We start from the raw sequence: 22,882 nt of genomic DNA, 5'->3' as shown, positions 1-22,882 counted from the left end.
TATCATTTCAGGCAGAAAATCCATAGAAAAGAGACCGGAATTACTTCAGAACCGGTCTCTCACTATTCCTTGTCACACACAGCTTGCGATAACTTCGTAAAACTTGCGTTCAGTTTTTCAATTCACCTTCTTCCAGGCTATTCAGCATGTCTTGAGAACGGATGCGCCTTGTCCACCACCTTGCGCATGCGATCCTGGGTCACATGCGTATAGATCTGGGTCGTGCCGAGGTTCTCATGTCCTAACAGCTCCTGCACCACTCTTAAATCTGCCCCATTATCGAGCAGATGCGTCGCAAACGAATGGCGGATCATATGCGGATGCACATGCATCGGGAGATTTGCATTGATGGCTGCCTGATCAACCATCTGCTCGATGGAACGGGAGCTGACCTTCTTCCCTCTCGTATTGACGAAGAGATACGGATGTTCTGTTTTCACGAACTGAGGTCTTGCCTCGTTCAGATACAGCTCAATCAGCTGTCCGCAGCGCGGATAGAACGGAACCATGCGTTCCTTGGATTCCTTTCCGAATACCTTCAGGGTCCGGCTGGAAAGATCGATATCCTCGATCTTCAGACCGGCGCATTCGCTGACCCGGAGTCCGCATGCATACATGACCTCGATCATGCAGCGGTTGCGCACCTGGATCGGATCCGAGAGATCAAACGAATTCAGCAGCTGCTCCATCTGATCAAACGTCAGATATTCCGGCAGCTTCCGATGACTGCTTGCGCCTTTGAATAAGCTCACCGGATTCTGCTGTACGCCTTCATATTTATTCAGATAGCGGAAATAAGAGCGGAGACTTGAAAGGTTGCGCGAATAGCTGGCATTGCTCAAGGGCTTTCCGCCGATCTCGCCGGAACGCAGCTTCGTCAGATAATCGCTGACTATCAGACGGTCGACGTCTTCGAAATCCGTGATGCCGATGGAAGTGAGATAGTCCAGGAACCTCCTCACGTCTCTGCCATAGGCGTCACGGGTATCTTTCGATCCCGTCCGGCTGATCGCAATATGATTCAGGAATCCCTGCAGGGATGCTTCAAAGTCTGCCATTGCGGACCTCTTCTTCAATGATGGGCAATGACTGCTTTGCATAGGCTTCCTTGCGGTCTGCCTTCTTCACTGCTGTATTCAGGTGCATAATGCCGAAATTGGCATTCATCGGCTGGAAATGCTCCGGATCTGCCTGCGTGATATAAGTGGTCAGAGAGCCGAGCATCGTATGATTGCTCAATGTCTCCAGCGGTTCTTCCTTCAGGAGATGAGCCAGGTTGATCCCTGCCAGCATGCCGCTGGCAGCGGACTCCACATATCCTTCTACCCCGGTGATCTGTCCGGCAAAGAACAGGTCCGGACGCACTTTCGTCTGAAACGTCGGCAGCAGATGCTTCGGGGCATTGAGATACGTATTCCGGTGCATGACCCCGTATCTCACGAATTCTGCATTCTGCAGTCCCGGAATCATCCGCAGCACCTGTTTCTGGGCACCCCAGGTCAGATGTGTCTGGAAGCCGACGATGTTGTACATCGTTCCAGCCGCGTCATCCTGACGCAGCTGCACGACCGCATATGGTCTTGTGCCATCCGGCTTTCTCAGCCCGACCGGCTTCATCGGACCGTAGAGCAGCGTCTGCTTTCCTCTTCTGGCCATGACTTCAAACGGCATGCAGCCCTCGAAGTAGACTTCTTTCTCAAACGAATGCAGCGGTACCGTATCTGCCTTCATCAAGGCATCATAAAAGGAATCAAACTCTGCTTCAGTCATCGGGCAGTTGATATAATCGGCCTCCCCGCGGTCATATCTGGACTTGCGGTAGGCAATGGAGAAATCAATGGACTCTCTGGTCACGATAGGTGCTTCCGCATCATAGAAATAGCAGTCTTCTTCCGGAAACAGCTGTTTCACCGCCGTCATCAGTCCATCGCTGGTCAATGGACCGGTGGCGATGATACACGGTCCTGCCGGGATCTCCGTGACTTCTTCTTCATGAATCGTGATCAACGGACAATGGCGGATCCAGGCATCGATCTCGGCAGAGAATCCTTCCCGGTCAACGGCCAGGGCTGCTCCTGCCGGTACTTTATGATGCTCCGCACTGTCCAGGATCAGAGAACCGATCGTTCTCATCTCCTGTTTCAATAGACCGCAGGCATTGGTCAGCGCTTCATTCTTCAGAGAATTCGAGCAGACCAGCTCTGCAAACGTATCTTCACTATGGGCCGGGGTCTTTTTCACGGGTTTCATCTCATAGAGATCCACGGCGATTCCCCGCCTGGTCAGCTGATAAGCTGCCTCGCATCCGGCTAGGCCGGCGCCGATGATTGCTGCATGTTTTTCCATCATTCACTCTCAGACTGTCTGATTCTTCTGCTTCCTGGTGCTTCTTCTGATAAAAAACCGGGAATTGCCCCGGTCTGATGCTACTCTGCTGATTCCGTCTTCGCTGCGGTTTTCTTCCGGGCGGCTGTTTTTTTCGTGGTGGTTTTCTTTGCCGGAGACTTCTTTGCTGCAGTCTTCTTCGCTGCAGTCTTCTTCGTCGTAGTTTTCCTGGCGGTTTTCTTCTCGGCCGGTGCTGCTTCCGCTTTTTCTTCCTGCTTCTTCGCATAGCGTTCTTTTTTCGAAAGGATGCGTTCGCCGTCGAGGTTTTCCATATAGCGGCACTTCGGGAAGTTCGAACAGCCGAGGAAATACGTCCCGAAGCGGCTCTTGCGCTTCAGCAGCTCGCCTCCGCACTCCGGGCAGATCTTCCCGGTCGGCTCCGGCTTCTCTTTCTCCTTGCCGTCGAGCTGTCTCGTATAGCGGCACTTCGGGAAATTGGAACACGAGATGAACTTGCCGAACCGGCCATTGCGGTAGACCAGATCTCCTCCGCACTCCGGGCACTTCTCTCCGACCTTCTCCGGCTGGATTTTCTCCATCTTTTCATAGGCCTCATCCAGCAGCGGCGAGAACTTCTTCCAGAACGCTGTCAGCGTTTCCACTTCATCTGCCTTGCCTTCGGCGATCTCATCGAGGTCCGTCTCCATGTCTGCGGTATAGCGGACATTGATGATGCTCGAGAAGAATTCATCCAGCTTCTCCACGGTCAGTTCTCCCTGTTCCGTCGGGAAGAAAACCTTGGTCTTGGACTTCTCGGTTGCCCGCTTCAGCTCGACATAGCCTCTTGCCTGAATCGTATCGATGATCATGGCATAGGTAGAAGGACGGCCGATGCCTTCTTCTTCCATCTCCTTGATCAGCTTTGCTTCGGTATAGCGAGCCGGCGGTTCTGTGAAATGCTGATTCGGCTTGATCTCTGTCGGAGTGAGCTTCTCATTCTCGCTCAGTTCCGGTAACAGCGTATCCTTGCTGGAATAGTAATCTCCGTATACTTTCAGCCAGCCATCGAATACCATGCGGCTGCCACTCGCCGTGAAGTCATAGCCATTCCTGGAAAGCACCAGTGATTCGCCCGAGAACTTCGCATTCGCCATCTGGGAAGCCAGCGCTCTTGCATAGATCATCTTATACAGGCGGTACTGCTCATTGGTCAGATAGGACTTGATCTTCTCCGGATCATTGTCGAGATTCGTCGGCCGGATTGCTTCATGAGCATCCTGAGCATTGGCATCATTCTTGGCATGATAGAAGCCCTGATACTCTTTTCCGTATAACGAACCGATCCGTTCATGAGCTGCCTTCATATATACATCAGACAGACGCGTCGAGTCGGTACGCATATAGGTGATGAGACCTTCCTGACCATTGCCGATATCGATGCCTTCATAGAGACGCTGAGCAATCGCCATGGTCCGTTTTGCCGAGAAGCCGAGCTTCGTCGAAGCTTCCTGCTGCAGGGTGGACGTGATAAACGGCTTGAACGCTGCCGTGCTCTTGGAAGTCGGCTTGATGGCAGTGACGGTGAATTCTCCCTGGCATTGCTCAAAGGCCTTGTCTGCTTCTTCCTGATTATGGAGTTCTGCCTTCTGGCCATTGATCTTGGAAAGGCTGGCCGTGAATTCCTTGCCATCCTTGGCAAATTTCGCATCGATGGTCCAGTATTCCTCCGGAACGAATGCCTGGATCTCCTTCTCGCGCTCGACGATCAGCTTCAGCGCGACAGACTGCACGCGGCCGGCTGACTTGGAACGGATCTTGTTATGCAATAGCTTGGAAAGCTTGAAACCGATGATGCGGTCCAGAATTCTGCGGGTTTCCTGGGAATGGACAAGGTCCATGTCAATGGTCCGCGGCTTGGAAAATGCTTCCTGGACGGCATCATGGGTGATTTCATGGAACGTCACCCGGTCTACTTCATCTTCCGGTAAATCCAGCACCTGAGCCAGATGCCAGGAAATGGCTTCTCCCTCACGATCCGGGTCGGTTGCCAGATACACTTTGTCACTATGGGAAGCGAGCTTCTGAAGCTCCTTGACGGTTTCTTCCTTGTCCTTGGAAATCTCATAAGTCGGCTTGAAGTGATCCTCAATGTCAACCCCGAGTCCGTCTTTTCCGCGGATTGCCAGGTCGCGGATATGTCCTTTGCTGGAAACTACTTCATATCCGTTTCCCAGATATTTCTGAATGGTCTTCGATTTGGACGGAGACTCTACTATCACGAGATCTTTCATATGCTCTGCTACCTCAAAATACTACCTGTTTATACAACACTTCCGCAGTTTTCTGCAAGCCTTCTGTCCTTTGCGGCATTCGTGAGGTCTTTCAGGGAATCCTCATTCACTAAGAGATTCGCACCTTCTGAGATCAGAAGGTTGCACCCTTCTCCCTCTTCTGCTCCATATGGATAAGGAACACACCATACCTCCCTGCTCAGGGCAATGGCTTCATTCACCGTATGCATCGTGCCGCTCGTCCGCCTTGCTTCGGTGACGATCACCGCTTCGCCCAGCGCTGCCAGAATCCGGTTGCGCCATGGAAAATGCCAGGATTCCGGCATCGTATCACGGGGATATTCGCTCAGGATCAGATGGTCTTCTGACATGCGCTGATAAAGATCCTGGTTGCAGCGGGGATAGGCAACATTCAGCCCGCAGCCGATCACCCCGATCGTATGACCCCCATGTTCGAGGGCTGTGCGATGCACCGTTCCATCCACTCCCTTTGCAAGTCCTGACACAAGCACATAATGCTCGCACAGAATCGAAGCCGCAAGTTCCGTCATCGCTCTGCCATAGGCATGCATCTCCCGGGAGCCGATGATGGTCACGGCCGGATACCTCAGCAATTCGAGATTTCCCTCATAAAACAATACCCAGGGCGGAAAGCGCAGTCTTCTGAGCGAAGCCGGATATGCCTCATCGGCAATCGTCAGATAAGTCTCTTTCACCTCCGGAATGGATACAGGTTCCTTCCTTGCGATAGCTGCGGCAATCTTCTTCCATTCGCCTCGATAGCGCACGGCATATGCCGCCAGCAGTGCACGTTCACTTGTCATAAACCAGAAACTCCTCCTGCCTCTCTATAGCAGAAGAAATCCCTGGTTCCTTCAGATCAGTCCGAAATGATGCAGTGCATGGAAAATGCAATCAGCATCAATGGCATATGCGTTCCTGCCTATTTCTCATCCGGAAACAGATCGAGCTGTTCCTGCTGCACTGCGACCGGTCTGAAACTTCTGCGATGGATGGGGGTGATGCCGTATTTCCGAAGGGCCTCGAGATGCTGCTTTGTCGGATAGCCCTTGTGCTTGGCAAAGCCATACTGCGGATATTCCTGATCATACTGAACCATGATCCGGTCTCTTGTTACCTTGGCAAGGATGCTCGCAGCGGCGATGGAAATGCTCTTCTGGTCCCCTTTGACTAACGAAATCACTTCCGTTCCGTTCTGAAACGGCATCGCATCGGTCAGGATGCACGAAACGCCGCTTTCTGCAGCAATCTGCTCCATTGCCCGCATATCAGCGTGATAGATATCATAGCGGTCAATGTCTGCCGGAGAGACTTCAATGACCTCTGCCCACAGCGCATCTTCAAGAATCTGGTCATACAGCTTTTCCCTCTTTTTCTCGCTGAGAGCTTTGGAATCATAGATGTCCGGATTCTCATAGCCGATCGGAAAGATGACACCGGCCACACTTAAAGGACCGGCTAACGGTCCTCTTCCGGCCTCATCGAGACCGATGACCAGTTTTCCTTCTGTCCAGAAGGCGTGTTCATATTCATTCGGACACAGATGTGCTGTTTTCATTTTCATCAGGCGACTCCAGGGTAAAGCGGCCGAGTCTGCCCCGGCGCATCTCATGCAGAAACAATCCCGCTGCGCGCTTGCGGTCGGGCTGTTCCCCTGCCGCAGCCAGATGCCGGTATACGGCAATCTGATCAAGCATCACATCGGTTCTGATGTTTTCCTCTGCTCCATATGCTGCTTCCAGAACGCCCGGATATCTCAAACGGATCGTATGAATCGTATCCATGGCGATTTCTTCCAGGTTCAGGATGTCTTCATTGATCGCACCCGTTGCGGCTAATAAGGATCCGGTCTTCGGATCGCTGAACTTCGGCCATAAGACCCCTGGCGTATCCAGAATTTCAAGATTCGGGTCTGCCTTGATCCAGACGAGCTTTCTGGTCACGCCTGGCTTATCGGCAGTTCTGACCTGGTTCTTTCCGGCAATGCGGTTGATGAGCGTGGACTTGCCAGCATTCGGAACGCCGCATACCATGGCCCGCATCGGCCGGGGATGAATGCCCCTGCGGATCATCCGCTGCCGCTTTGGCTCAGTCAGTTCCAGACAGGCAGAAACAATCTTCTGCCGATACGAATTGTCTTTCTGAAGATCGAGGGCCATCGCTTTCTGATCCGGCTTGGTTCCGAGGCTCTTCAGCCACTTCTCCGTTTCTTCGGGGTCGGCTAGATCTGCTTTGCTTAACAGAATCAGTTTCGGTTTTCCCTGCGCCATCTGATCCAGCATCGGGTTGCGGGAGCTTTTCGGGATTCTGGCATCACGCAATTCAATGACCATGTCCACCGCCTTAAGTTGATCGCTCATCTCCCGGCGGGCTTTTTCCATATGGCCCGGATACCACTGAATGGCTACCATGACTTCACTCCGAAATCAGAGAAAGGCCAGAGAATCAATGCACCTTTGGCAATGATCTGGCTATTCGTGAATGGTCCGTAGTAGCGGCTGTCACGGCTGTTCGGACGATTGTCGCCGAGGCAGTAATATTCATCTTCACCTAAGGTGATGGGTTCCACATTGCTCATGAACTCATCACCCCATTGAGACGTATAGTCCGCATTCAGGAATGGTTCATCCACAGGTTCTCCGTTGATATAAAGCTGGCCATCGGTATAGGAAACCGTTTCTCCTGGTAAACCGATGATGCGCTTGACCAGATATTCCTTCTTCTCCGGCAGATAGATGATTGCAATATCAAACCGGCTCAGATCTCCCATTTCGACGCTAAGCACATTGGCGAGACCGACGGACTCGGATTCCAGCGTCGGATACATCGAATTGCCCTGCACCCGGATCGGCCGCACCAGGAAGTGCGCCACCAGGAACACGCAGATCATCGAGATCACAAGTGTCCGGATGAAATCCCAGGTCTCGGACCAGAACGAACTTTTCTTCGGTTCCGGTACTTCAGACTCGTTTTTCGTTTCTTCGCTATCCATATATGACACCTGCTTTCATTCGCTCATTATACCTCAGTTTTCAATATCTCAAAGTTCAGAGAGGAATTGCCATCCGGCCATCATTGTTTTATAATGATTGGTATACCAATCAGATCGGAGAACAGGAAAATGGGCAGAAAGAAAAGACCGGATACCCGGCAGAAACGCATGAAATACAATGAATCCTACCAGAAGCAGTTCGTGAAGCGATATGTGTTCAAGCTGAATGTGCGCCATGATCAGGAGCTGATCAACGCAATTGAATCGATGGACAACCGCACTGCCTGGTTCAAGGAACGGCTTCAGGAAGAGTGCCATTCGTAAAAAAAACTGTGCAGCTATCGCACAGTTTCAATCATCTATCAGCCTCAGCAATGAGGCTTTTATTACGGAAGAACGATCTGGTTCTTATACTTTGCTGCCAGGTCTGTCAGTTCCTGCTTCTCCGTATCAGAGAGCTCGCTCTCAGCATATTCGGTCAGTCCCTGCAGGTCTCCGGATGCGACATACTTCTGCACTTCCTGGATGGAAGAGACACTCACATGATCGCTGACGATGTTCGTGATGGTTTCCTGATCCTGCTCATCAATCTGATTCAGGACGGAATCAATCTGGCTGTCGGTGATGCCATAGTTTTTCAGCTGGTCTCTGACCACGACTTCGGCGGCCTGCTTCACCACTTTGGTCTTGATGCGGGAATACCCGAATAACCCGATGATTGCAGCAATCAGGATCACCAGGATGACCTTCAGCCCGGTGTTCTTCTCCTGTTTCTTCTCGGCCATGCATGTACCTCTGGAAACTGATTATACCATGGAAGGAGAAGAAAAAGTGCCTTGCGGCACTTTCTGATCTGATTAACGATCTTCCTTGATACGGGAATTCTTTGCGGAACGTCCCTTGAGGTAGGTGAGCTTAGCTCTGCGGACCTTACCACGGCGAGCCACTTCGATGTGATCGATGATCGGGCTGTTCTTCGGGAATGTACGCTGAACGCCGACGCCGTTAGAAATCTTGCGGACGGTGAATGTCTCGCCGATGCCGCCGTTCTGCATGCCTACTACAACACCTTCGAACAGCTGAATACGGGACTTCTCACCTTCACGGATACGGACAAATACCTTGAGCGTATCGCCCGGACGGAAATCAGGAATGTCGTTGCGGATCTGATCTTTTGTGATCTTGTCTACTAAATCGAGTCTCATGTCTATTCTCCTTTATCGTTTTCGCCGATCTGCTCATAGTCCCGATGCGGCCAGCGGAACAGTGGCTGCGTTTTGGCGCCTGTATATAGTATCACCAGAAAGCAAGGTCATCAAGCGCTTTTTCAGAACACGCCCGCATGATGCAGCAGGATGGCAATCACGAAAACGAGAAGATCCAGCCACATAGAAAACTACTCTTTCCAGGAAGTACCGGAAGACTCCAGGTACTTCAGGATCTGCAGATTCACGATCCAGTACAGAAATCCGAACAGGATGCCGCCCAGAAACATCACCAGCATGAGTGCACCGGCCGCTGAGAAACTGCCTGAGGCAATCGCCATGAACAGACCAGCAAGCGCACCGGCAATCCCGCCGGCCAGAACCAGCTTCCAGCTGGTTCCCTTTTCATGAAGCTTCGGCAGAAAACGCATGCCGGCAAAGTAGACCAGCACGGAAATACCCGCCGCAATCAGTGCGAAAATATAGAACGCCCCGGAAGAAACCGTTGTTTCCGACCAGGAAGAAACGAGCATCATCACGAAGAAGATCGCCGCTTCCCATCTCGCTGTCTTTTTCAGATCCATCCGAACCTCCTGCATGCTTTCTCAATGCCATCATCGATATTGGCTGCCGTCACATAGTCTGCCTTGTCTTTCAGTTCCTGCATGCCATTGCCCATGGCAATGCTCGTCCAGCGGGGATCGAACATCACCAGATCATTCACCGCATCCCCGAAGACAACGACGTCTGATTCGTTTCCGTCTACTGCTTTCAGCATTCTCAGGATGCCGTCTTTCTTGGCATCGTGCTGGAAGTTCAGATAGCCTGGACCCATGCGCAGATGTCCCTGCTTCTGAATCCATGGATTATCTGGTTCCTGTTCCTTTGTCATCGCGATATAGACTTTGAAGATCTGGGGAATCTTTTCAGGAACAAGGTCCGGATCCAGCACATACGTGGTCAGTTCCGTCCTTCTTCCGGCCTGTTCCAGAAAGCGGGTATCCTTCATGAGCACACGGTCGCTGTCATCCGTCATGAGCAGATAGCCAAGGCCTGCTTTCTCGGCATGATGCACCAGAAACATTGCAGTCTCATGATCCAGCGGCCGGTTCTCGATGACCTTTCCATCCAGCACCAGGCATTCGCCGCCATTGCATACCATATTCCTGATTCCGATCGAATCCGCAAATCCCTGGGCTTTATAATGTGCTCTCCCGGTCGCAATGGAGACAAAATGGCCATTGGCCTCCAGGGCATGGAGCGTGCGCTCAGCACTCGGCACGATCTTATGCGTCTCATCGTCGGTCAGCGTGCCGTCGATATCAAAGAAGAAGTATTTTCTGGGCATTCATACCTCCAGTTTCCGGTTATGGCAGCAGCTTCCTTCTTTCACTGCCTGAATGACAAACGGGAAAAGGTCATGCTTAATGCACATCCAGAAATCCGCCTCCGGGAATACGTCCTGCTGGCCAGGATCGAAGAACTTCTTCCCTTCCTGCCCTTTCAGGGCAAGAGCACGTTCTTCCAGCTGCGGGAAAGGCTTTCCTTCGATCAGTGCTTTCAGATAGTCTGCACACAGCTGATCTTCTTCCGTCTGCCTGCCCTTCCAGCCCATGCATACCAGGCTCACGAGCTGCGGATTATGGCTGCGGATATAGTCTGCTGTTGCTTTCGCATTGACAAGCGAACCGGTCAGCACCTCAGAAGCCTTCTCGCAGGAGGCAATGCCCTGGACGCCATTGGTCGTCGTATGGATGATCGTCTTTCCGGAAAAGTCCTTTCCGGCAATGGATCCCGGCGAATTGCCGAAGTCAAAGCCGGGACAGATCTTCCCGTCACGTTCTCCGCATAAGAGTACGGAAGGATCTTTCTGTTTCCATGCAAGTGCTTCTTCGACGGAAGCGACCGCATAGATGTTCTCTGCATGGAATGCATACAGATACGCTTCCAGCGTGAAGGCCCGGAACACATCGATGATCACTGCGGTTCCCTGTGCCTGCTTCGCTCCTTCAATTCCGAAAAGAATGCTGACTTCTGTCATAATCTGTGTTCTGCTTTCTGTTCTGCCGCCCGGATCCGGTGGTTCTGCACTGCCTGGAAAATCAGCAGGAGAACGACTCCGGAAAATCCTGGTGCATACCACTTCAGAAGGTCGATTCCTTCTGCAAATACTCTGCCGCCATGCGCAAGACTGATGCCGTCCATCAGGAACTGCACGAGGATCAGAATCACGCCGATGATATTCAGCATGTCTCTTCCCAGCCCTTCGCACCGACGGGCTCCACGCCCTTGCGGATGGAGTGTCTCGTGATGAACCAGCTGCCCTTATGATGATTTTTCACATAATACAGGGCATAATCCGCACCGGACGTGTAGTCCCATAAACGGTTGACCGGCAGCGGCACATGCCAGTATACGCCTTGCGATACTGAGACATATGAAGAAACCTGGGACTTTGCATGCGGAATCTTCAATGCACCGATCCGTTCCGCAATAAGCTTCACTTTGTCCTGCATCTCTGCTTCGGTCATATTCTCATAGATGACAACTATCTCATCGCCGCCGTATCTTGCCGGATACATGCGCGGATCTTCTTCCGCCAGCTGCTTCAGCACTTCGGCAGCCGCCTGCAGGCAGCTGTCGCCCTTCTGGTGGCCATAGGAGTCATTGAACTCCTTGAAGTAATCGACATCGAGAATCTCAACACCGAGATTCTGCTGATTGCGATAGCAGCGTTCATACGCTTCTTCTCCATGGCGGTTCAGGGCATACCGGTTGGCAAGACCCGTCAGAGCATCGGCCTCTGCCTCTTTCAATAACCGCACATTCTCTTCGGCAAGTCTTGCCCCTGAGAGAGACCCTTCTACAGCTATCACTGCTGCCCGGTCTTCTTCCTGAAGTTTGCGGGAGCTTTCTTCATAGTATTTCATGGCAATCCGGTTTTCTTCTGCCTGATCGCCAAGTGTTTTGGCAAACTGCATCCGCAGATCATCAAACTTCATCAGGACACCCGGAATCTCTGTAGCCATATTCTGATCCAGATACGCAAACAGCTCGCTGCACGCATCCATCTCCTTCAGACGGATCAGAAGAGAAATCAGCGAGAGCAGATTATCAACCGAATCGGCAGTGACCGGAAACTTCTTCTGTCTCGGCAGGAATTCCCGGAACAGCTTTCTTACTTCTCCCGTATCATTCTTAGCTCCGGCAATCTGGATCTTTGTGATCAGCACATCAAGGTCGCTGATCTCATCCCAGCCTGGCTTTCCGCGAAACGATTCTGCCTGCTCGCATTCCGCTTCCGCCTTGCAGATATCCGCGCCATTCTCAATGGCCAGTGCAGCCGCCATGACATGACAGGATGAAAGATCCTGGGAACGCTGCGGATCATCCGGCATCTGTTCCAGCTTCTCAATGGAAATCTGGTTGTAGAACGCTGCTTTCTCGTATTCATGAACCTCATAGAAGATATGGCAGATATTGGCAGCCACCACGGCATAATAGCGCTGACTCTGCTCGGTCTCGGAACAATAGCTTCTTGCCTTGATGAAATACGCTGCAGCCAGCGGATAGTTGCAATGCAGATCTGAAACGATGCCAAGCAGGATATACGCCGAACAAAGCGTATCAAAATCATGCGCAGCTTCCGCATGAACTGCAGCTTCAGTCAGCTCTGCGAGCGTCTCATCCATTTCCAGCGATTTCTGGAAATGAATTCTTGCCTTGAAGTAAAGAGCGATGCCAAGCAGATGCTCTTCCTGCATACTGCGGCCGATCTGCAATAGACGCTCTGCAGATTTCTCGGAGGGAGACCCGGAGGTTCTCAGTTCATGAATCAGATTCATCACTTCCTGATCGTACATGTCACTGCGCATGGGTTCGTTCCTCCTGTGTGTGTTTCATCATACCATCATTGAAGAAAGAAAGGTTCTGCATATGAAAGAAAAACACCTGTCCTCAATCAGAAGACAGATGCAGCATCTTATTCGCGGCGTTTTCTCAGCTGACTCCATGTCGAAAGGAAGAGAGCGAGGGATCCGATCATCAGAACGAATTCCTTCAGAAGATCAAACGGATCTCTCGTTTCCGGAGTCTTAGGGAGGGAGCCTGAACCTGGTTCCGGACAGATATGAATGTACAGTTCTATCATGCTTATGAAATCTCAAGGATTTACAGAACACTTATGAATCATGGTCGCTTCGGATCAGATGTTCCGGAAACAGCTGAGCCGGAAAAAATGCCAGGAAGTCTGCAGAAAAAAGTGTCCATCCTTTCTGGACAGACACCTTTGTTTCAGTCAGCAGTCACAAGCCCGTAGACCATCGGTTCTACTTCGCCAAGTTCCGGGGTGATGTGAATCGCCTGCTTGAGGAGCGCGATTGCATCATCGAGGTTCTTTTCCTCATTGACATACAGCGTACAGAGCGGATCGCCTTTCTGAACCTTTCTGCCGCAGCGCACCTTCATGACCAGACCCACCGCCGGATCGACCTTGTCTTCTTTCTTAGCACGGCCGGCACCAAGCAGCTGAGCTGCAGTACCGATCTGTTCTGCTGCCATGGACGAAATATAGCCATCACGATCTGCGCATACATCAATGTTTTTCTTCACAGCAACCAGCTTCTTCATGCCTTCGACACTGACATAAGAAGCATCGCCGCCTAAGAGACGGAACATATTCTGCAGCTTTGCAAGGCCGCTGCCATCCTCGATATGAGTCTTCAGCATTGCCTTAGCCTCTGCATCATCTGCAGCCAGCTTCCCCATCTGCAGCATCTGGCTTCCCAGCAGCATGCATACTTCATAAAGCGGATCTGTTTCCGGAATCATGCCGCTGAGCAGTTCCACTGCTTCCTGGACTTCGAGGGCATTGCCCACTGCCATGCCGAGCGGCTGGTTCATATCCGTAACGACTGCTCTGACTTCTCTTCCGGCCAGCTTGCCGATGTTCGTCATCAGCTTGGCAAGCTCAAACGCTTCTTCCTTCGTCCGCATGAAGGCACCGCTTCCGGTCTTCACATCGAGGACAATCGCATCTGCACCAGCTGCCAGCTTCTTCGACATGATCGAGGACGCAATCAGCGGAATTGAGCGAACTGTCGCCGTGACATCTCTTAATGCATACATCTTCTTATCAGCCGGAACGAGATTGCCTGACTGACCGATGACGCATACGCCATTCTGGCGGACGATTTCCTTGAACCGATCCATTGGCTGCTCAATGCATGTGCCAGGTACTGATTCCAGCTTATCGAGGGTTCCGCCCGTATGGCCAAGTCCTCTGCCGCTCATCTTCGCCACGGTTCCGCCGCATGCTGCAACAAGCGGTGCAACCACAAGTGTCGTCGTATCGCCGACGCCGCCGGTGCTGTGCTTATCAAGCTTCACGCCAGGCAGATCGCTGAGATCCACGACATCTCCGGAATGCATCATCGCCATCGTGAGCTCTGTCGCTTCTTCCGCATCCATCCCTTTCAGGAGAATCGCCATCATCATGGCAGACATCTGATAATCCGGAATCGAGCCATCGACATATCCGGTCACCATGGACTGGATTTCTTCTTTCGTGAGCTTTCCGCCGTCTTCTTTCTTTTCAATGGAATCTACAAAACGCATGTTCTTTCTTCACTCCTGTCATTCTTCTGAGGCGATCCGAAAAACCATGCTGCAGCAGATCTATGATTCTCCGGAAACGCCTCTGTCTTGTTCTATTATCAGCTTTCCGGAACCCCATTGCAAGCGCTTACCAGATCAGGATACCCTGCATTCCTGAATCGCCTGCCGCATTTCCATCATGGCAAAGCGATAATACCACATCTGCACGGTCTCCCGTTTCATGCCAAGCTTTCTAGCCGCAGAATCCATATCTGTCTTCTGCACCCAGCAGTCTTTCAGCACCTGGGCTTTGTCTTTGCTCAGGTCAGCATGTTCCTTCAGTTCCTGGTCCGCTGCGGCAATCGCTCTGGCAGCTCCTTCCGGATCTTCCTCCAGCAGTCTACGCCCGGTACGCGTCAGCATGTTCCGTTCTCCCTTCCAGGATCTGATTGATCTCCTGCAGGCATCTCATCGCATGACTCCTTGAAACCCCGAGCATTGCGGCAGTCTCTGAAGCACTCTGATGATTCTCCCATTCCTTCAGCAATACAAAGCATTGTTCCGGGCTCAGCTCTTCGAGTCCCTGACTTCTGATCAGATTCATATTCAGCACCTCCATGGCCTTATTATCGAAGCATCATAAAAAAGCACTGTACCTGGTTATGCACAGTGCTTCATGAAATCACTTTTTTCCTGGTTCTTTATGAGGCTTCACGAGCAGGGACTTCTGATAGAGGGGAGATTCCTTCAGAATCTTCTTCCGTTCTTCCTCGCTCAGCTGTTCVGCCGGCTTCTTCACTGGTTTCCGTTTTCCGAAATAATACCTGCGCTTGCGGTTCATGCCGCCTTCCTTTCTGCCATCGGCAGCGTGATCTCTGCGATGAAGAGATCTCCCTGGATCGAAAGGCGGAAGGTTCCGCCCATCGTCTCAGTCAGGGAACGGGCAATGCTGAGACCGAGGCCGGATCCTTCGGAATGCCGGGAGTTATCTCCTCTGACAAAGCGTTCCATGAGTTCTTCCGGTTCGATATTCAGCTGCTCTCTGCTCGTATTCTTCAGCGAAATCGTGATCATTCCTGGCATTTCTTCCCGGCTGGAAAAATACGATCTTGTGCCTGGCTGAGCATACTTTACCACATTGCTCAGAAGATTCGAAAGCACCCGCCATAAAAGCCTTCCATCTGCTTTGACCACCGGATTCTCCGGTTTCAGATCCATGATCAGCTCCACTTCAGCCTGTTCAAGCTTTTCCTGATACTCCGCAGCCGCCTGCTCAGAAAGCTCCTTCAGGGAGACATCCGTGATCTCTGCCCGGATCATGCCGGAAGAAGCCTTGCTTGCTTCGACGATGTCTTCGCTCAATCGCTTGAGCCTCTGAGACTGCCGGCTGAGAACTTCAAGATACTCCTTTTCCTGTTCTGCCGTATGTTCCTTCTGCAGCAGATCTGCATAGCTGATGATTGAAGTCAGCGGAGTCTTCAGGTCGTGGCTCACATTCGTGATCAGAGCTGCCTGCATGCGCTCAGCCTTCATCTGATCACGGACAGCGATCTTCATGCCTTCCCCGATCGAATTCAGAGAATCGGCCAGCTGATGCATGGAACCGAAGAGTCTCTTCTTCGAGGATTCCTCAATCCGATATTCGAGATTTCCCGAGGCGAGCTGATCTGCCGCCTCAGAGAGCACCCGGGTGCCATACAGAGTCATCATCAGATGATAGGTCAGAACCGCATCGGCAGCGATCAGGAGAATGACTGCGGCGGCATCGATGAAATACGTCCTGGCCAGATAGAAAGTCTGCACATACATCATCAACAGACAGATCACGATCAGAACATTCAGTCCGGTATTCCCGGTCTGCAGCAGATGGATCAGATGAGAAAGCATCATGCCGGAGTAAAGCGTTCCGGATTTGATGCGGGTGGCCGTCGAGATCACGAAGACCGATAAGAAGATGCCGGCAATTCCGGTGATGATCGGATTGCTGTAATTTCCATTCCAGAGGAACATCAGAATCACGAGGGCAAGCAGAGCGAACTCATACGGAATCCGATCCAGCCACGAGATCGTGATGCCTTCTTTTCCCTTCCGGTGTCCGGCCGCACAGCATTCCCATACCAGCAGGGCAATGACCAGGCCATAGACCGCAATCCTGACAAATGACAGCACCCGCCATGATGGCAGCTTAGAGATTCGCAGGAATTCTGAATAGCTGGCCATATACCGATCGTTTACGGTGATCGGATCCGTCACCCCGATCGTCACGAACCAGAGCGCATCTTCGGAATCGGATGCGATGAAAGCAGATTCCTCCATGAAGGAGACCGGGAACTTCACGGTGATTCCGTATGTCTCGCTCTCCCGGAAATTATTGCCGACCAGCTTTCCATCCGCGCTTTCAATCTGATAGCGGGAATTGGATTTCTGAGGAGAAAAGCGATCATTGAGACCCTGCAGCTTCTCAAAGCGGGTTCCTTCGCCCATATATGTTTCTGCCACCGATTCTGCTTCTTCCAGCATGTTCACGTAGCAGGCATTCGTCTCATAATAAGTACCTGCCGGATTCACCGTATCCAGAGAATAGCTGCTCTGTTCCTGCTGAACCTGGTAAAGCACCGTCTCCCCCGCCAGCAATACGCCGATCAGGATCACGCCCAGTATGTTCAGAACCGGATTTTCGATGATCTTCTTCATCTTCTGCAGTCCTCCATCTTATATCCCTGGCCCCAGACTACTTTGAGATATCTGGGCTTGCCCGGATCAATTTCAAGCTTTTCCCGCAGATGGCGGATATGCACCGCAATCACGCCTTCTGCACCTAATGGTTCTTCATTCCAGACACTCCGGTAGATTTCTTCCGAGGTGAATACTTTCCCCGGATTCTTCATGAGCAGTTTCAGGATGCCGAATTCCATCGGGGTCAGCGATACTTCCTCGCCATCGGCAGTCACTTCCTTTCTGGCATCATCGAGGCGGATCGGTCCGATCTCGAGCACATCTTTCTGCTGCACGGTCCCGCCAAGCCGCTGATACCTGCGCAGCGCACTCTTCACCCTCGCAATCACTTCAGCCGGACTGAATGGCTTTGTGATGTAGTCATCTGCCCCGATATCCAGACCGAGCACCTTATCGGAATCCTCGCTCTTTGCCGTCAGCAGGATGATCGGGACATTCGAGGTTTCCCGGATCTTTGCCACGGCCGTGATGCCATCCATCTCCGGCATCATGATATCCATCAGGACAAGATCTACCGGCTGGTCTTTCATGACATCCAGTGCTTCTTTTCCTGTATAAGCTTCCAGCAGGTCATACTGCTGGCCGGACAGATAGATTTTCAATGCTGAAACAATATCCTTTTCATCATCCACGATCAGGACTGTACTCATATGATCTTTTCCCCTTGCTCTGTTTTCATTGTAAAAAGAACTGCATTAAGAAAAAAGCAGGCAGATCTTTAAGAAATGTTTAACGTAAACTCTGTCTTCGTAAGAACCTGACTTGTACTCCAGGAATCAGATGATTACGGACGTGAGCTGCCCGGGGCTAAAGCACCTGGGGTTTACGCCGCTTTTCTCTAAGAGAAACAAGAGAAGCTCTCTGAAGACGGGAAATAGCCTGCTTCAGAAAGCTTCGTTTTCATACTCAGAGATATCTTGCTTCAAACTCCGGGACTTTCATCGGCTTATCGAAATAGAATCCCTGGAACATCTGACAGCCCATTTCTTTCAGCATCTTCAGCTGTTCCACCGTTTCCACTCCTTCCGTGATCGATCCCATGCCCAAGGCATCCGAGAGACTGATCACGCATTTCAGAATTCTTCTTGCCCGCTCCGGGGACTTCGTTCCGTCCAGGAACACCATATCGATCTTCAGGATATCAACCGGCATATCTTTCAATAGACTGAGCGAGGAATAGCCGCTGCCGAAGTCATCCATCTCCAGCAAGAATCCCGCCTGCTGCAGTTTCTCAAGCACCTTCATTCTGGGACCTGGTTCCTGCATGAATACCGTCTCCGTGATCTCCAGTCTGAGATTCTGCGGTGATATTCCATACGTCTCTGCAAGACTTCCGAATACCTCCGGAAGATCCAGAAAGCAGAAATCCTTCGGAGAAAGATTCACGGAGAGATACAGATCCTCTCTTCCATGTTCCTTCCATCTCTTCAGGAGCCGGCAGGCTTCTTCCCACATCCGGCGATCCACCTTGGCAATTGCTCCGCTGCGCTCAAGGATGGGAATAAACTGACCAGGACTGAGAAAGCCTGCTTCCGGGCTGATCCAGCGGGCTAACGCTTCTGCACCGATGACCTTTCCTTCTGCATCGACCTGCGGCTGCAGATACGGGCGGATCTCATTGCGCTCCAGAGCTTCCGGTAAAGCTCTCAGCAGATTCTGCTCAAACAGGATGCCGGAGCGGATCTTCTCGTCATACCAGGCAATCCTTATTTCATATTCGTTGCGGATACCCGCAATGGCCAGCCTTGCCCGATCAATCATGACCAGAACCGGAGTCGATGGATCGATGATCTCATAAAGCCCGACATGCAGGAATAAAGGCGGACTGTTCTCCCGATTCCCGATCCGGAACGAACGGACTAATTCATCCATCCGGTTCACATCTAATCTCTCTATCGGGAATAACCCTGCGAAATGATCTGCTTCGAGTCTTGCATAGCATACCCCGGAAGGTGCTTCTTTCCGGATGATCTCCGCGATCTTCACAAGCACCTGATCGCCTGTATCTCTTCCGCACGTATCATTGACCAGCTTGAAGCTGCGGATATCCGATACGGCCAGCACATACGGACCTTCTTCATTCAGGATCAGCCGTCGGCGCACTTCTTCGATGAACCGCTCCCGCCGGTATAATCCCGTCAGCTCATCATAGGACCCATTCTCCCGGTATTCTTTCGGCATAGGTTATCCCCTTTCTATTGCGGATGATTTCAGCCCTCCGGAAAACAGAAGCAGAATGAGGGCTCCGGCTGAACGAGTTCATGATGGACGGTCATTGAAAGATACGGCATAGCCAGCCTCAGATCTGTTTCCAGATGATGCAGCGCCTCTTCCTGCTCTGCAAACGACAGATATGCATTCCCGAAGCAGATCAGAAACACTTCTGATACCCCTGCCTCCACCTCATCCTCTTTCCGGATCAGTCTTCCGTTCTCTGCGAGGACGCCCGAATAATCCTTCAGGATCATCTTCCCATCTCTTCTCGTCAGAACAAGCGGAGGCTCAATCTTCTGTTCATTCAGAGCCAGAAACGATACCCCTGTTTCTAACAGGTTCAAGGCAAGAATTCCGGCAAACGTATTCTCTGGTCTTTGCCCATTCCTCAGTGCTTCCTTCAGCTGTTCCAGTGCCGTAAACGGTTCTTCTCCGCAGCGTTCGAGGATTTCCCGTTCGCCATACAGGCTCTTGTCAGTTTCCTGGCATGTCGGGATTCCTTCTGCCGCATGGCGGAACCTCACTTCTTCCAGAACCTGCAGTTCCATCGGAAGCTCTGCAGTGACAAAGACATGTTCCATTTCTGCTGTCAGCACTTCCGTGATTCCGAGTGTTCTCAGCCCTGATTCTGCAACCAGTCTCATTCCGTTTCCGACTATAGCGGAAAGCAGAAGAAAGAAACGGAACGAGTCCGTTTCAGAGATTGTATGTTTCTGCAGAAATGGATTTTTCAGGCAATTCTGCGATATAGATCTTTTAATGAAATCAGTTCCTGTGAAGAATCACGAGCCGAACGATCCTTGAGCCACCCGGTAAAACCAGAAAGAGAAAACAGAAGTATTTTTTCTGCATGATACGGTCCCACCAGTCTTGCACGATCAGCAAGTGTTTCATATTCGTCTCGTCCGACCTGTTCGTTTGCAAATTGGATTCTTATCCTTGCAGAACTTGTTCAGAAGAGTCGTTTTCCCGATTCTTCTCCGGCCATAGAGAACCAGCATCTGATACTTCTCCGACTCATACATATGATTCAGCTTTCGAAGTACCGCTTCACGGCCTATAAACATCCGCATCCATGGCATCAGACTTGCTCTGCTTCAGTTTTCCGCATTGAAAAAAGATCCTGAAAGACAGGAAGTCTAACAGGATCAATAGAGATGCAGTTTACAGGAAATACTTCAGATTGGTTTCCACTCGAGAACCGCTTCAAATGCCGGCTGATCCGAAACAGATCCGTCGATCCTTACGAGATGTTCAGACACGATCTTCTTCAGAGATACTTCATCGTTCAGCAGGATCTCATGGAGATAGCCGATCTTCAGGGATGAACAGTACTCTTCCCTGTGGTCATCTTCTGAAAAGAGATCGTCGATCCAGCGATAATAGGAAAGATTGCTGACATGGCCGTTGAGATCCAGTTCGGAATACGAGGCATTATGAAGAAAAGTTTCAGAGGTTCCCGTCACTTCCGGAATTTTCATCAGCCACGGAAGATCGTCTTCCTGATCTTCACCTGCAATCGCAATACCATGTTCCGAAGGAACGATCGTCTTTCTCGTCTTCTGATCCATCAATACCCAGAGGGCACAGCTTCGGAAGATGACATTGCCCTGTTCATCCCGGATCTCACAATGCCTCGGAAACAGGACATGCCGGCTTTTCCCGGCATGAGTCTCAATGGTTACGGTCTCATCATAGCAAATCGGCCGTTCCATGCGTGCAGACATTCTGGCCACGATCCAGAGCAGCCCCTGATCCAGAGTTTCTTTCCTCGTGATGCCGGCGGCTTCTACGTCCCGGACCGAGATTTCCTGAACATGCAGGAAGAGATCATGCATGGACAGACGCCGGAACCGGTCGCAGGAAGCAGCAGATACCCGGAAGGTCTCAGTGCTTGTCATGCACTGGCTTTCTCCGGCAGAAGTTCCCGGATCTTTGCGATGACATCGCGGCAGCTGGAAAGATGATCCCATTCGCCATCCGGAATCTCAACCCCGAAAGCAGCCTCGACTTTGCAGATGAGCAGAATAAAGCTCATCGAATCGATGCCGAGGTCTCTTGTGATTTTCGTGTCCAGCGTGATTTCGCGATTGCGCAGCTCCGGCAGATTCTCTGAGATGATCTGCTTCAGCCTCTTCAGAATTTCCTCATCAGTCATATGTTTACCCCCTCTTCGTTCAGTTTCCATCTCTGCAGCTTGCCGGTGGCAGTGCGCGGAAGATGGTTCTTATGACGGACCAGCCCGCCCAGCTTTCTTCCGGCTGGCTGCTGATCATTGAACGCATCCGCATTCGATTTGACTTCATCATCGCTCAATGCGGTATATACATGCAGGACCAGCTTTCCATTCTCGGAAGTGATGGCTGCCTCACCCTGCATCCGCTTCGACAGTTCTGTTTCCCATTCCGGACAGAATACCTTTGTGCCATTGGGAAGCACGAGCACTTCATTCTTTCTTCCGTTCAGATGGAGACAGTTCTGTTCATCCAGAGATCCGAGATCGCCGGTATCCAGTTCTCCATCATTCAGTACTGCTGCAGTTTCTTCCGGTTTCTCATAGTAGCCGTCCATCATGCATGCAGTACGCACATAGACGGTATGGTCTTCGCCGATTCTGACTCTTGTATCCGGACAGAGATCCATCGCAAAGGGATTCTCCTTGCCAGTGGAAATTGCTAGTCCGGAGGCAGTCTCCGTGAGGCCGTAACCGAAGCTGACCTGGATGCCGGACTGGCTGAGCGATCTCAGCGTATCCGGATCAGCAGGGCCTGCTCCGACGAGAATCGTCTTCAGTTCCAGATTCAGGGCTCCATGTGCATGCAGGAAATACAGCAGAGTCGGAACAGCCGGCAGGATCGTCAGATGGTAATAAAACGCATCATCAAGAAGATGCCGGTATCCCCTGCCCAGTGCAGCGCAAGCTCCATAGGCAAGCGGCCAGAGAAGCGTGCAGACAAAGCCGAAGACATGAGATAGCGGCAGGAAAGACCCGACGATATCTCCAGGCCCGCATGAGAGCATGCTCTGGCCGTTCCAGGCACTGGAGCAGAATGCCTTCTGGCTGAGTACCACCGCTTTTTCTGAAGCACTTGTTCCGCTCGAGAAGAACAGCAGCTTTCCTGCTTCTCCTGGTACCGGCGTTTCTTCTGTTCTCTTGTTGCCTGGAAGAATCAGCTCGGCATGGACAATCTTCAGGGCGCGTTCTTTTCCTTCCTGAGAAAGATGGGAATCAAGCAGAGCTGTCCGTTTTCCTGCAAGGACTGAGGCAAAGAGCGAAATGATTCCGGATACGGTTTCCGGCTGATCGATGGCGATGCATAATGCCGGTTCATTTTTCAGGTGTTCTGCCTCGGCATGAATCGCAGAAATCAGTTCTCCATAAGAATACGTTTCAGTTCCGGATTTCAGGGCAGGAAGCGATCCATAAGCTTTACGGCTATGGTCCAGCAGTTCCTGGAAGTCTTCTGCCCTGAAGCAGTCATTGCTTCTCATACTTGTGAATT

28 protein-coding genes are annotated in these 22,882 nt (G+C 51.5%); 1 reads left to right on the top strand and 27 read right to left on the bottom strand.

Annotation, left to right across the window (positions count from 1 at the left end):
- Positions 1–137: 137 nt before the first annotated feature.
- The 7 genes from FYJ51_RS09840 to lepB all read right to left on the bottom strand — a co-directional run bounded on the left by FYJ51_RS09840 (position 138) and on the right by lepB (position 7,629).
- Entirely contained in the window at positions 138–1,058 is a 921-nt protein-coding gene (locus FYJ51_RS09840; RefSeq protein WP_154505329.1) for a tyrosine recombinase XerC, read from the bottom strand.
- On the bottom strand, positions 1,045–2,346 hold the full coding sequence (gene trmFO, locus FYJ51_RS09835; RefSeq protein ID WP_204378671.1) for a methylenetetrahydrofolate--tRNA-(uracil(54)-C(5))-methyltransferase (FADH(2)-oxidizing) TrmFO: 1,302 nt from the start codon (positions 2,344–2,346) through the stop codon (positions 1,045–1,047). Before trmFO ends, FYJ51_RS09840 begins: the two co-directional genes overlap by 14 nt.
- Before the next feature lie 80 nt (positions 2,347–2,426).
- Positions 2,427–4,616 (bottom strand): type I DNA topoisomerase, encoded by a 2,190-nt coding sequence (topA, locus tag FYJ51_RS09830; RefSeq protein ID WP_154505328.1) that lies wholly within the window; start codon positions 4,614–4,616, stop codon positions 2,427–2,429.
- Between the two features lie 29 nt (positions 4,617–4,645).
- Positions 4,646–5,440: a DNA-processing protein DprA gene (gene dprA, locus FYJ51_RS09825; RefSeq protein ID WP_154505327.1), complete on the bottom strand. Its 795-nt coding sequence runs from the start codon at positions 5,438–5,440 to the stop codon at positions 4,646–4,648.
- A gap of 119 nt (positions 5,441–5,559) precedes the next feature.
- Positions 5,560–6,195 (bottom strand): ribonuclease HII, encoded by a 636-nt coding sequence (locus FYJ51_RS09820; RefSeq protein ID WP_105304081.1) that lies wholly within the window; start codon positions 6,193–6,195, stop codon positions 5,560–5,562.
- Positions 6,167–7,048, bottom strand: a complete 882-nt coding sequence (gene ylqF / locus FYJ51_RS09815; RefSeq protein ID WP_154505326.1) for a ribosome biogenesis GTPase YlqF — start codon at positions 7,046–7,048, stop codon at positions 6,167–6,169. The genes FYJ51_RS09820 and ylqF overlap by 29 nt, the downstream gene beginning before the upstream one ends.
- A complete protein-coding gene (gene lepB / locus FYJ51_RS09810) occupies positions 7,042–7,629 on the bottom strand; it encodes a signal peptidase I (protein WP_154505325.1) in 588 nt (195 codons plus the stop codon). Before lepB ends, ylqF begins: the two co-directional genes overlap by 7 nt.
- Before the next feature lie 129 nt (positions 7,630–7,758).
- Here lepB and FYJ51_RS09805 point away from each other — a divergent pair, with 129 nt between their 5' ends.
- Complete coding sequence (locus tag FYJ51_RS09805) at positions 7,759–7,953, top strand: hypothetical protein (protein WP_105304084.1); 195 nt, start codon at positions 7,759–7,761, stop codon at positions 7,951–7,953.
- A gap of 62 nt (positions 7,954–8,015) precedes the next feature.
- On the opposite strand, the gene FYJ51_RS09800 is transcribed toward FYJ51_RS09805, so the two are convergent.
- The 20 genes from FYJ51_RS09800 to FYJ51_RS09705 all read right to left on the bottom strand — a co-directional run bounded on the left by FYJ51_RS09800 (position 8,016) and on the right by FYJ51_RS09705 (position 22,871).
- Positions 8,016–8,414: a hypothetical protein gene (locus FYJ51_RS09800; RefSeq protein WP_154505324.1), complete on the bottom strand. Its 399-nt coding sequence runs from the start codon at positions 8,412–8,414 to the stop codon at positions 8,016–8,018.
- Between the two features lie 72 nt (positions 8,415–8,486).
- Positions 8,487–8,834, bottom strand: coding sequence for a 50S ribosomal protein L19 (gene rplS, locus FYJ51_RS09795; protein WP_105304086.1), 348 nt, complete (start codon positions 8,832–8,834; stop codon positions 8,487–8,489).
- Between the two features lie 191 nt (positions 8,835–9,025).
- A complete protein-coding gene (locus FYJ51_RS09790; RefSeq protein WP_154505323.1) occupies positions 9,026–9,418 on the bottom strand; it encodes a hypothetical protein in 393 nt (130 codons plus the stop codon).
- On the bottom strand, positions 9,409–10,182 hold the full coding sequence (locus tag FYJ51_RS09785; protein WP_154505322.1) for an HAD-IIB family hydrolase: 774 nt from the start codon (positions 10,180–10,182) through the stop codon (positions 9,409–9,411). Before FYJ51_RS09785 ends, FYJ51_RS09790 begins: the two co-directional genes overlap by 10 nt.
- Entirely contained in the window at positions 10,183–10,875 is a 693-nt protein-coding gene (locus FYJ51_RS09780) for a 2-phosphosulfolactate phosphatase (protein WP_154505321.1), read from the bottom strand. It abuts the gene before it with no gap.
- Positions 10,872–11,084, bottom strand: coding sequence for a hypothetical protein (locus tag FYJ51_RS09775; RefSeq protein WP_154505319.1), 213 nt, complete (start codon positions 11,082–11,084; stop codon positions 10,872–10,874). The genes FYJ51_RS09780 and FYJ51_RS09775 overlap by 4 nt, the downstream gene beginning before the upstream one ends.
- Positions 11,078–12,709, bottom strand: a complete 1,632-nt coding sequence (locus tag FYJ51_RS09770) for a GGDEF domain-containing protein (RefSeq protein ID WP_154505317.1) — start codon at positions 12,707–12,709, stop codon at positions 11,078–11,080. The genes FYJ51_RS09775 and FYJ51_RS09770 overlap by 7 nt, the downstream gene beginning before the upstream one ends.
- Positions 12,710–12,816: 107 nt before the next feature.
- The gene (locus FYJ51_RS09765; protein ID WP_154505315.1) at positions 12,817–12,984 is read right to left on the bottom strand and encodes a hypothetical protein; all 168 of its coding nucleotides are present in this window, start codon (positions 12,982–12,984) and stop codon (positions 12,817–12,819) included.
- Between the two features lie 143 nt (positions 12,985–13,127).
- A complete protein-coding gene (locus FYJ51_RS09760; protein ID WP_105304092.1) occupies positions 13,128–14,450 on the bottom strand; it encodes a thymidine phosphorylase in 1,323 nt (440 codons plus the stop codon).
- 135 nt (positions 14,451–14,585) lie between these two features.
- Positions 14,586–14,852 carry a hypothetical protein gene (locus FYJ51_RS09755; protein ID WP_105304093.1) on the bottom strand — a complete coding sequence of 89 codons (267 nt, stop codon included), beginning with the start codon at positions 14,850–14,852 and terminating at the stop codon, positions 14,586–14,588.
- Positions 14,830–15,033, bottom strand: coding sequence for a hypothetical protein (locus tag FYJ51_RS09750; RefSeq protein WP_105304094.1), 204 nt, complete (start codon positions 15,031–15,033; stop codon positions 14,830–14,832). Before FYJ51_RS09750 ends, FYJ51_RS09755 begins: the two co-directional genes overlap by 23 nt.
- A gap of 78 nt (positions 15,034–15,111) precedes the next feature.
- Positions 15,112–15,270 carry a hypothetical protein gene (locus FYJ51_RS09745; RefSeq protein WP_154505313.1) on the bottom strand — a complete coding sequence of 53 codons (159 nt, stop codon included), beginning with the start codon at positions 15,268–15,270 and terminating at the stop codon, positions 15,112–15,114.
- A complete protein-coding gene (locus FYJ51_RS09740; protein ID WP_154505311.1) occupies positions 15,267–17,123 on the bottom strand; it encodes a HAMP domain-containing sensor histidine kinase in 1,857 nt (618 codons plus the stop codon). Before FYJ51_RS09740 ends, FYJ51_RS09745 begins: the two co-directional genes overlap by 4 nt.
- On the bottom strand, positions 17,120–17,815 hold the full coding sequence (locus tag FYJ51_RS09735; protein ID WP_105304096.1) for a response regulator transcription factor: 696 nt from the start codon (positions 17,813–17,815) through the stop codon (positions 17,120–17,122). The genes FYJ51_RS09740 and FYJ51_RS09735 overlap by 4 nt, the downstream gene beginning before the upstream one ends.
- 256 nt (positions 17,816–18,071) lie before the next feature.
- On the bottom strand, positions 18,072–19,346 hold the full coding sequence (locus tag FYJ51_RS09730) for a putative bifunctional diguanylate cyclase/phosphodiesterase (protein WP_154505309.1): 1,275 nt from the start codon (positions 19,344–19,346) through the stop codon (positions 18,072–18,074).
- Positions 19,347–19,375: 29 nt separating this feature from the next.
- Positions 19,376–20,023 (bottom strand): hypothetical protein, encoded by a 648-nt coding sequence (locus FYJ51_RS09725; RefSeq protein WP_154505307.1) that lies wholly within the window; start codon positions 20,021–20,023, stop codon positions 19,376–19,378.
- Positions 20,024–20,269: 246 nt separating this feature from the next.
- Positions 20,270–20,446: an ATP-binding protein gene (locus FYJ51_RS09720; RefSeq protein WP_154505334.1), complete on the bottom strand. Its 177-nt coding sequence runs from the start codon at positions 20,444–20,446 to the stop codon at positions 20,270–20,272.
- A 111-nt stretch (positions 20,447–20,557) separates the two neighbouring features.
- Positions 20,558–21,280 carry an acyl-[acyl-carrier-protein] thioesterase gene (locus tag FYJ51_RS09715; protein ID WP_205946285.1) on the bottom strand — a complete coding sequence of 241 codons (723 nt, stop codon included), beginning with the start codon at positions 21,278–21,280 and terminating at the stop codon, positions 20,558–20,560.
- Complete coding sequence (locus FYJ51_RS09710) at positions 21,277–21,537, bottom strand: acyl carrier protein (RefSeq protein ID WP_167836552.1); 261 nt, start codon at positions 21,535–21,537, stop codon at positions 21,277–21,279. The genes FYJ51_RS09715 and FYJ51_RS09710 overlap by 4 nt, the downstream gene beginning before the upstream one ends.
- Positions 21,534–22,871, bottom strand: coding sequence for a class I adenylate-forming enzyme family protein (locus tag FYJ51_RS09705; protein WP_154505303.1), 1,338 nt, complete (start codon positions 22,869–22,871; stop codon positions 21,534–21,536). Before FYJ51_RS09705 ends, FYJ51_RS09710 begins: the two co-directional genes overlap by 4 nt.
- Positions 22,872–22,882 lie beyond the last annotated feature (11 nt).

It is taken from the genome of Stecheria intestinalis (assembly GCF_009696165.1).
In the GTDB taxonomy this organism is placed as follows: domain Bacteria; phylum Bacillota_I; class Bacilli_A; order Erysipelotrichales; family Erysipelotrichaceae; genus Bulleidia; species Bulleidia intestinalis.
The sequence above is the reverse complement of the archived record's forward strand: the minus strand, read 5'-3'. Positions and strand labels throughout refer to the sequence as shown.

Excerpts from the sequence above, each read along its gene's own strand:
- FYJ51_RS09840 (WP_154505329.1), bottom strand. The coding sequence starts at position 1,058 with ATGGCAGACTTTGAAGCATCCCTGCAGGGATTCCTGAATCATATTGCG.
- trmFO (WP_204378671.1), bottom strand. The coding sequence starts at position 2,346 with ATGGAAAAACATGCAGCAATCATCGGCGCCGGCCTAGCCGGATGCGAG.
- topA (WP_154505328.1), bottom strand. The coding sequence starts at position 4,616 with ATGAAAGATCTCGTGATAGTAGAGTCTCCGTCCAAATCGAAGACCATT.
- dprA (WP_154505327.1), bottom strand. The coding sequence starts at position 5,440 with ATGACAAGTGAACGTGCACTGCTGGCGGCATATGCCGTGCGCTATCGA.
- FYJ51_RS09820 (WP_105304081.1), bottom strand. The coding sequence starts at position 6,195 with ATGAAAACAGCACATCTGTGTCCGAATGAATATGAACACGCCTTCTGG.
- ylqF (WP_154505326.1), bottom strand. The coding sequence starts at position 7,048 with ATGGTAGCCATTCAGTGGTATCCGGGCCATATGGAAAAAGCCCGCCGG.
- lepB (WP_154505325.1), bottom strand. The coding sequence starts at position 7,629 with ATGGATAGCGAAGAAACGAAAAACGAGTCTGAAGTACCGGAACCGAAG.
- FYJ51_RS09805 (WP_105304084.1), top strand. The coding sequence starts at position 7,759 with ATGGGCAGAAAGAAAAGACCGGATACCCGGCAGAAACGCATGAAATAC.
- FYJ51_RS09800 (WP_154505324.1), bottom strand. The coding sequence starts at position 8,414 with ATGGCCGAGAAGAAACAGGAGAAGAACACCGGGCTGAAGGTCATCCTG.
- rplS (WP_105304086.1), bottom strand. The coding sequence starts at position 8,834 with ATGAGACTCGATTTAGTAGACAAGATCACAAAAGATCAGATCCGCAAC.
- FYJ51_RS09790 (WP_154505323.1), bottom strand. The coding sequence starts at position 9,418 with ATGGATCTGAAAAAGACAGCGAGATGGGAAGCGGCGATCTTCTTCGTG.
- FYJ51_RS09785 (WP_154505322.1), bottom strand. The coding sequence starts at position 10,182 with ATGCCCAGAAAATACTTCTTCTTTGATATCGACGGCACGCTGACCGAC.
- FYJ51_RS09780 (WP_154505321.1), bottom strand. The coding sequence starts at position 10,875 with ATGACAGAAGTCAGCATTCTTTTCGGAATTGAAGGAGCGAAGCAGGCA.
- FYJ51_RS09775 (WP_154505319.1), bottom strand. The coding sequence starts at position 11,084 with ATGCTGAATATCATCGGCGTGATTCTGATCCTCGTGCAGTTCCTGATG.
- FYJ51_RS09770 (WP_154505317.1), bottom strand. The coding sequence starts at position 12,709 with ATGCGCAGTGACATGTACGATCAGGAAGTGATGAATCTGATTCATGAA.
- FYJ51_RS09765 (WP_154505315.1), bottom strand. The coding sequence starts at position 12,984 with ATGATAGAACTGTACATTCATATCTGTCCGGAACCAGGTTCAGGCTCC.
- FYJ51_RS09760 (WP_105304092.1), bottom strand. The coding sequence starts at position 14,450 with ATGCGTTTTGTAGATTCCATTGAAAAGAAAGAAGACGGCGGAAAGCTC.
- FYJ51_RS09755 (WP_105304093.1), bottom strand. The coding sequence starts at position 14,852 with ATGCTGACGCGTACCGGGCGTAGACTGCTGGAGGAAGATCCGGAAGGA.
- FYJ51_RS09750 (WP_105304094.1), bottom strand. The coding sequence starts at position 15,033 with ATGAATCTGATCAGAAGTCAGGGACTCGAAGAGCTGAGCCCGGAACAA.
- FYJ51_RS09740 (WP_154505311.1), bottom strand. The coding sequence starts at position 17,123 with ATGAAGAAGATCATCGAAAATCCGGTTCTGAACATACTGGGCGTGATC.
- FYJ51_RS09735 (WP_105304096.1), bottom strand. The coding sequence starts at position 17,815 with ATGAGTACAGTCCTGATCGTGGATGATGAAAAGGATATTGTTTCAGCA.
- FYJ51_RS09730 (WP_154505309.1), bottom strand. The coding sequence starts at position 19,346 with ATGCCGAAAGAATACCGGGAGAATGGGTCCTATGATGAGCTGACGGGA.
- FYJ51_RS09725 (WP_154505307.1), bottom strand. The coding sequence starts at position 20,023 with ATGAGACTGGTTGCAGAATCAGGGCTGAGAACACTCGGAATCACGGAA.
- FYJ51_RS09720 (WP_154505334.1), bottom strand. The coding sequence starts at position 20,446 with ATGTTTATAGGCCGTGAAGCGGTACTTCGAAAGCTGAATCATATGTAT.
- FYJ51_RS09715 (WP_205946285.1), bottom strand. The coding sequence starts at position 21,280 with ATGACAAGCACTGAGACCTTCCGGGTATCTGCTGCTTCCTGCGACCGG.
- FYJ51_RS09710 (WP_167836552.1), bottom strand. The coding sequence starts at position 21,537 with ATGACTGATGAGGAAATTCTGAAGAGGCTGAAGCAGATCATCTCAGAG.
- FYJ51_RS09705 (WP_154505303.1), bottom strand. The coding sequence starts at position 22,871 with ATGAGAAGCAATGACTGCTTCAGGGCAGAAGACTTCCAGGAACTGCTG.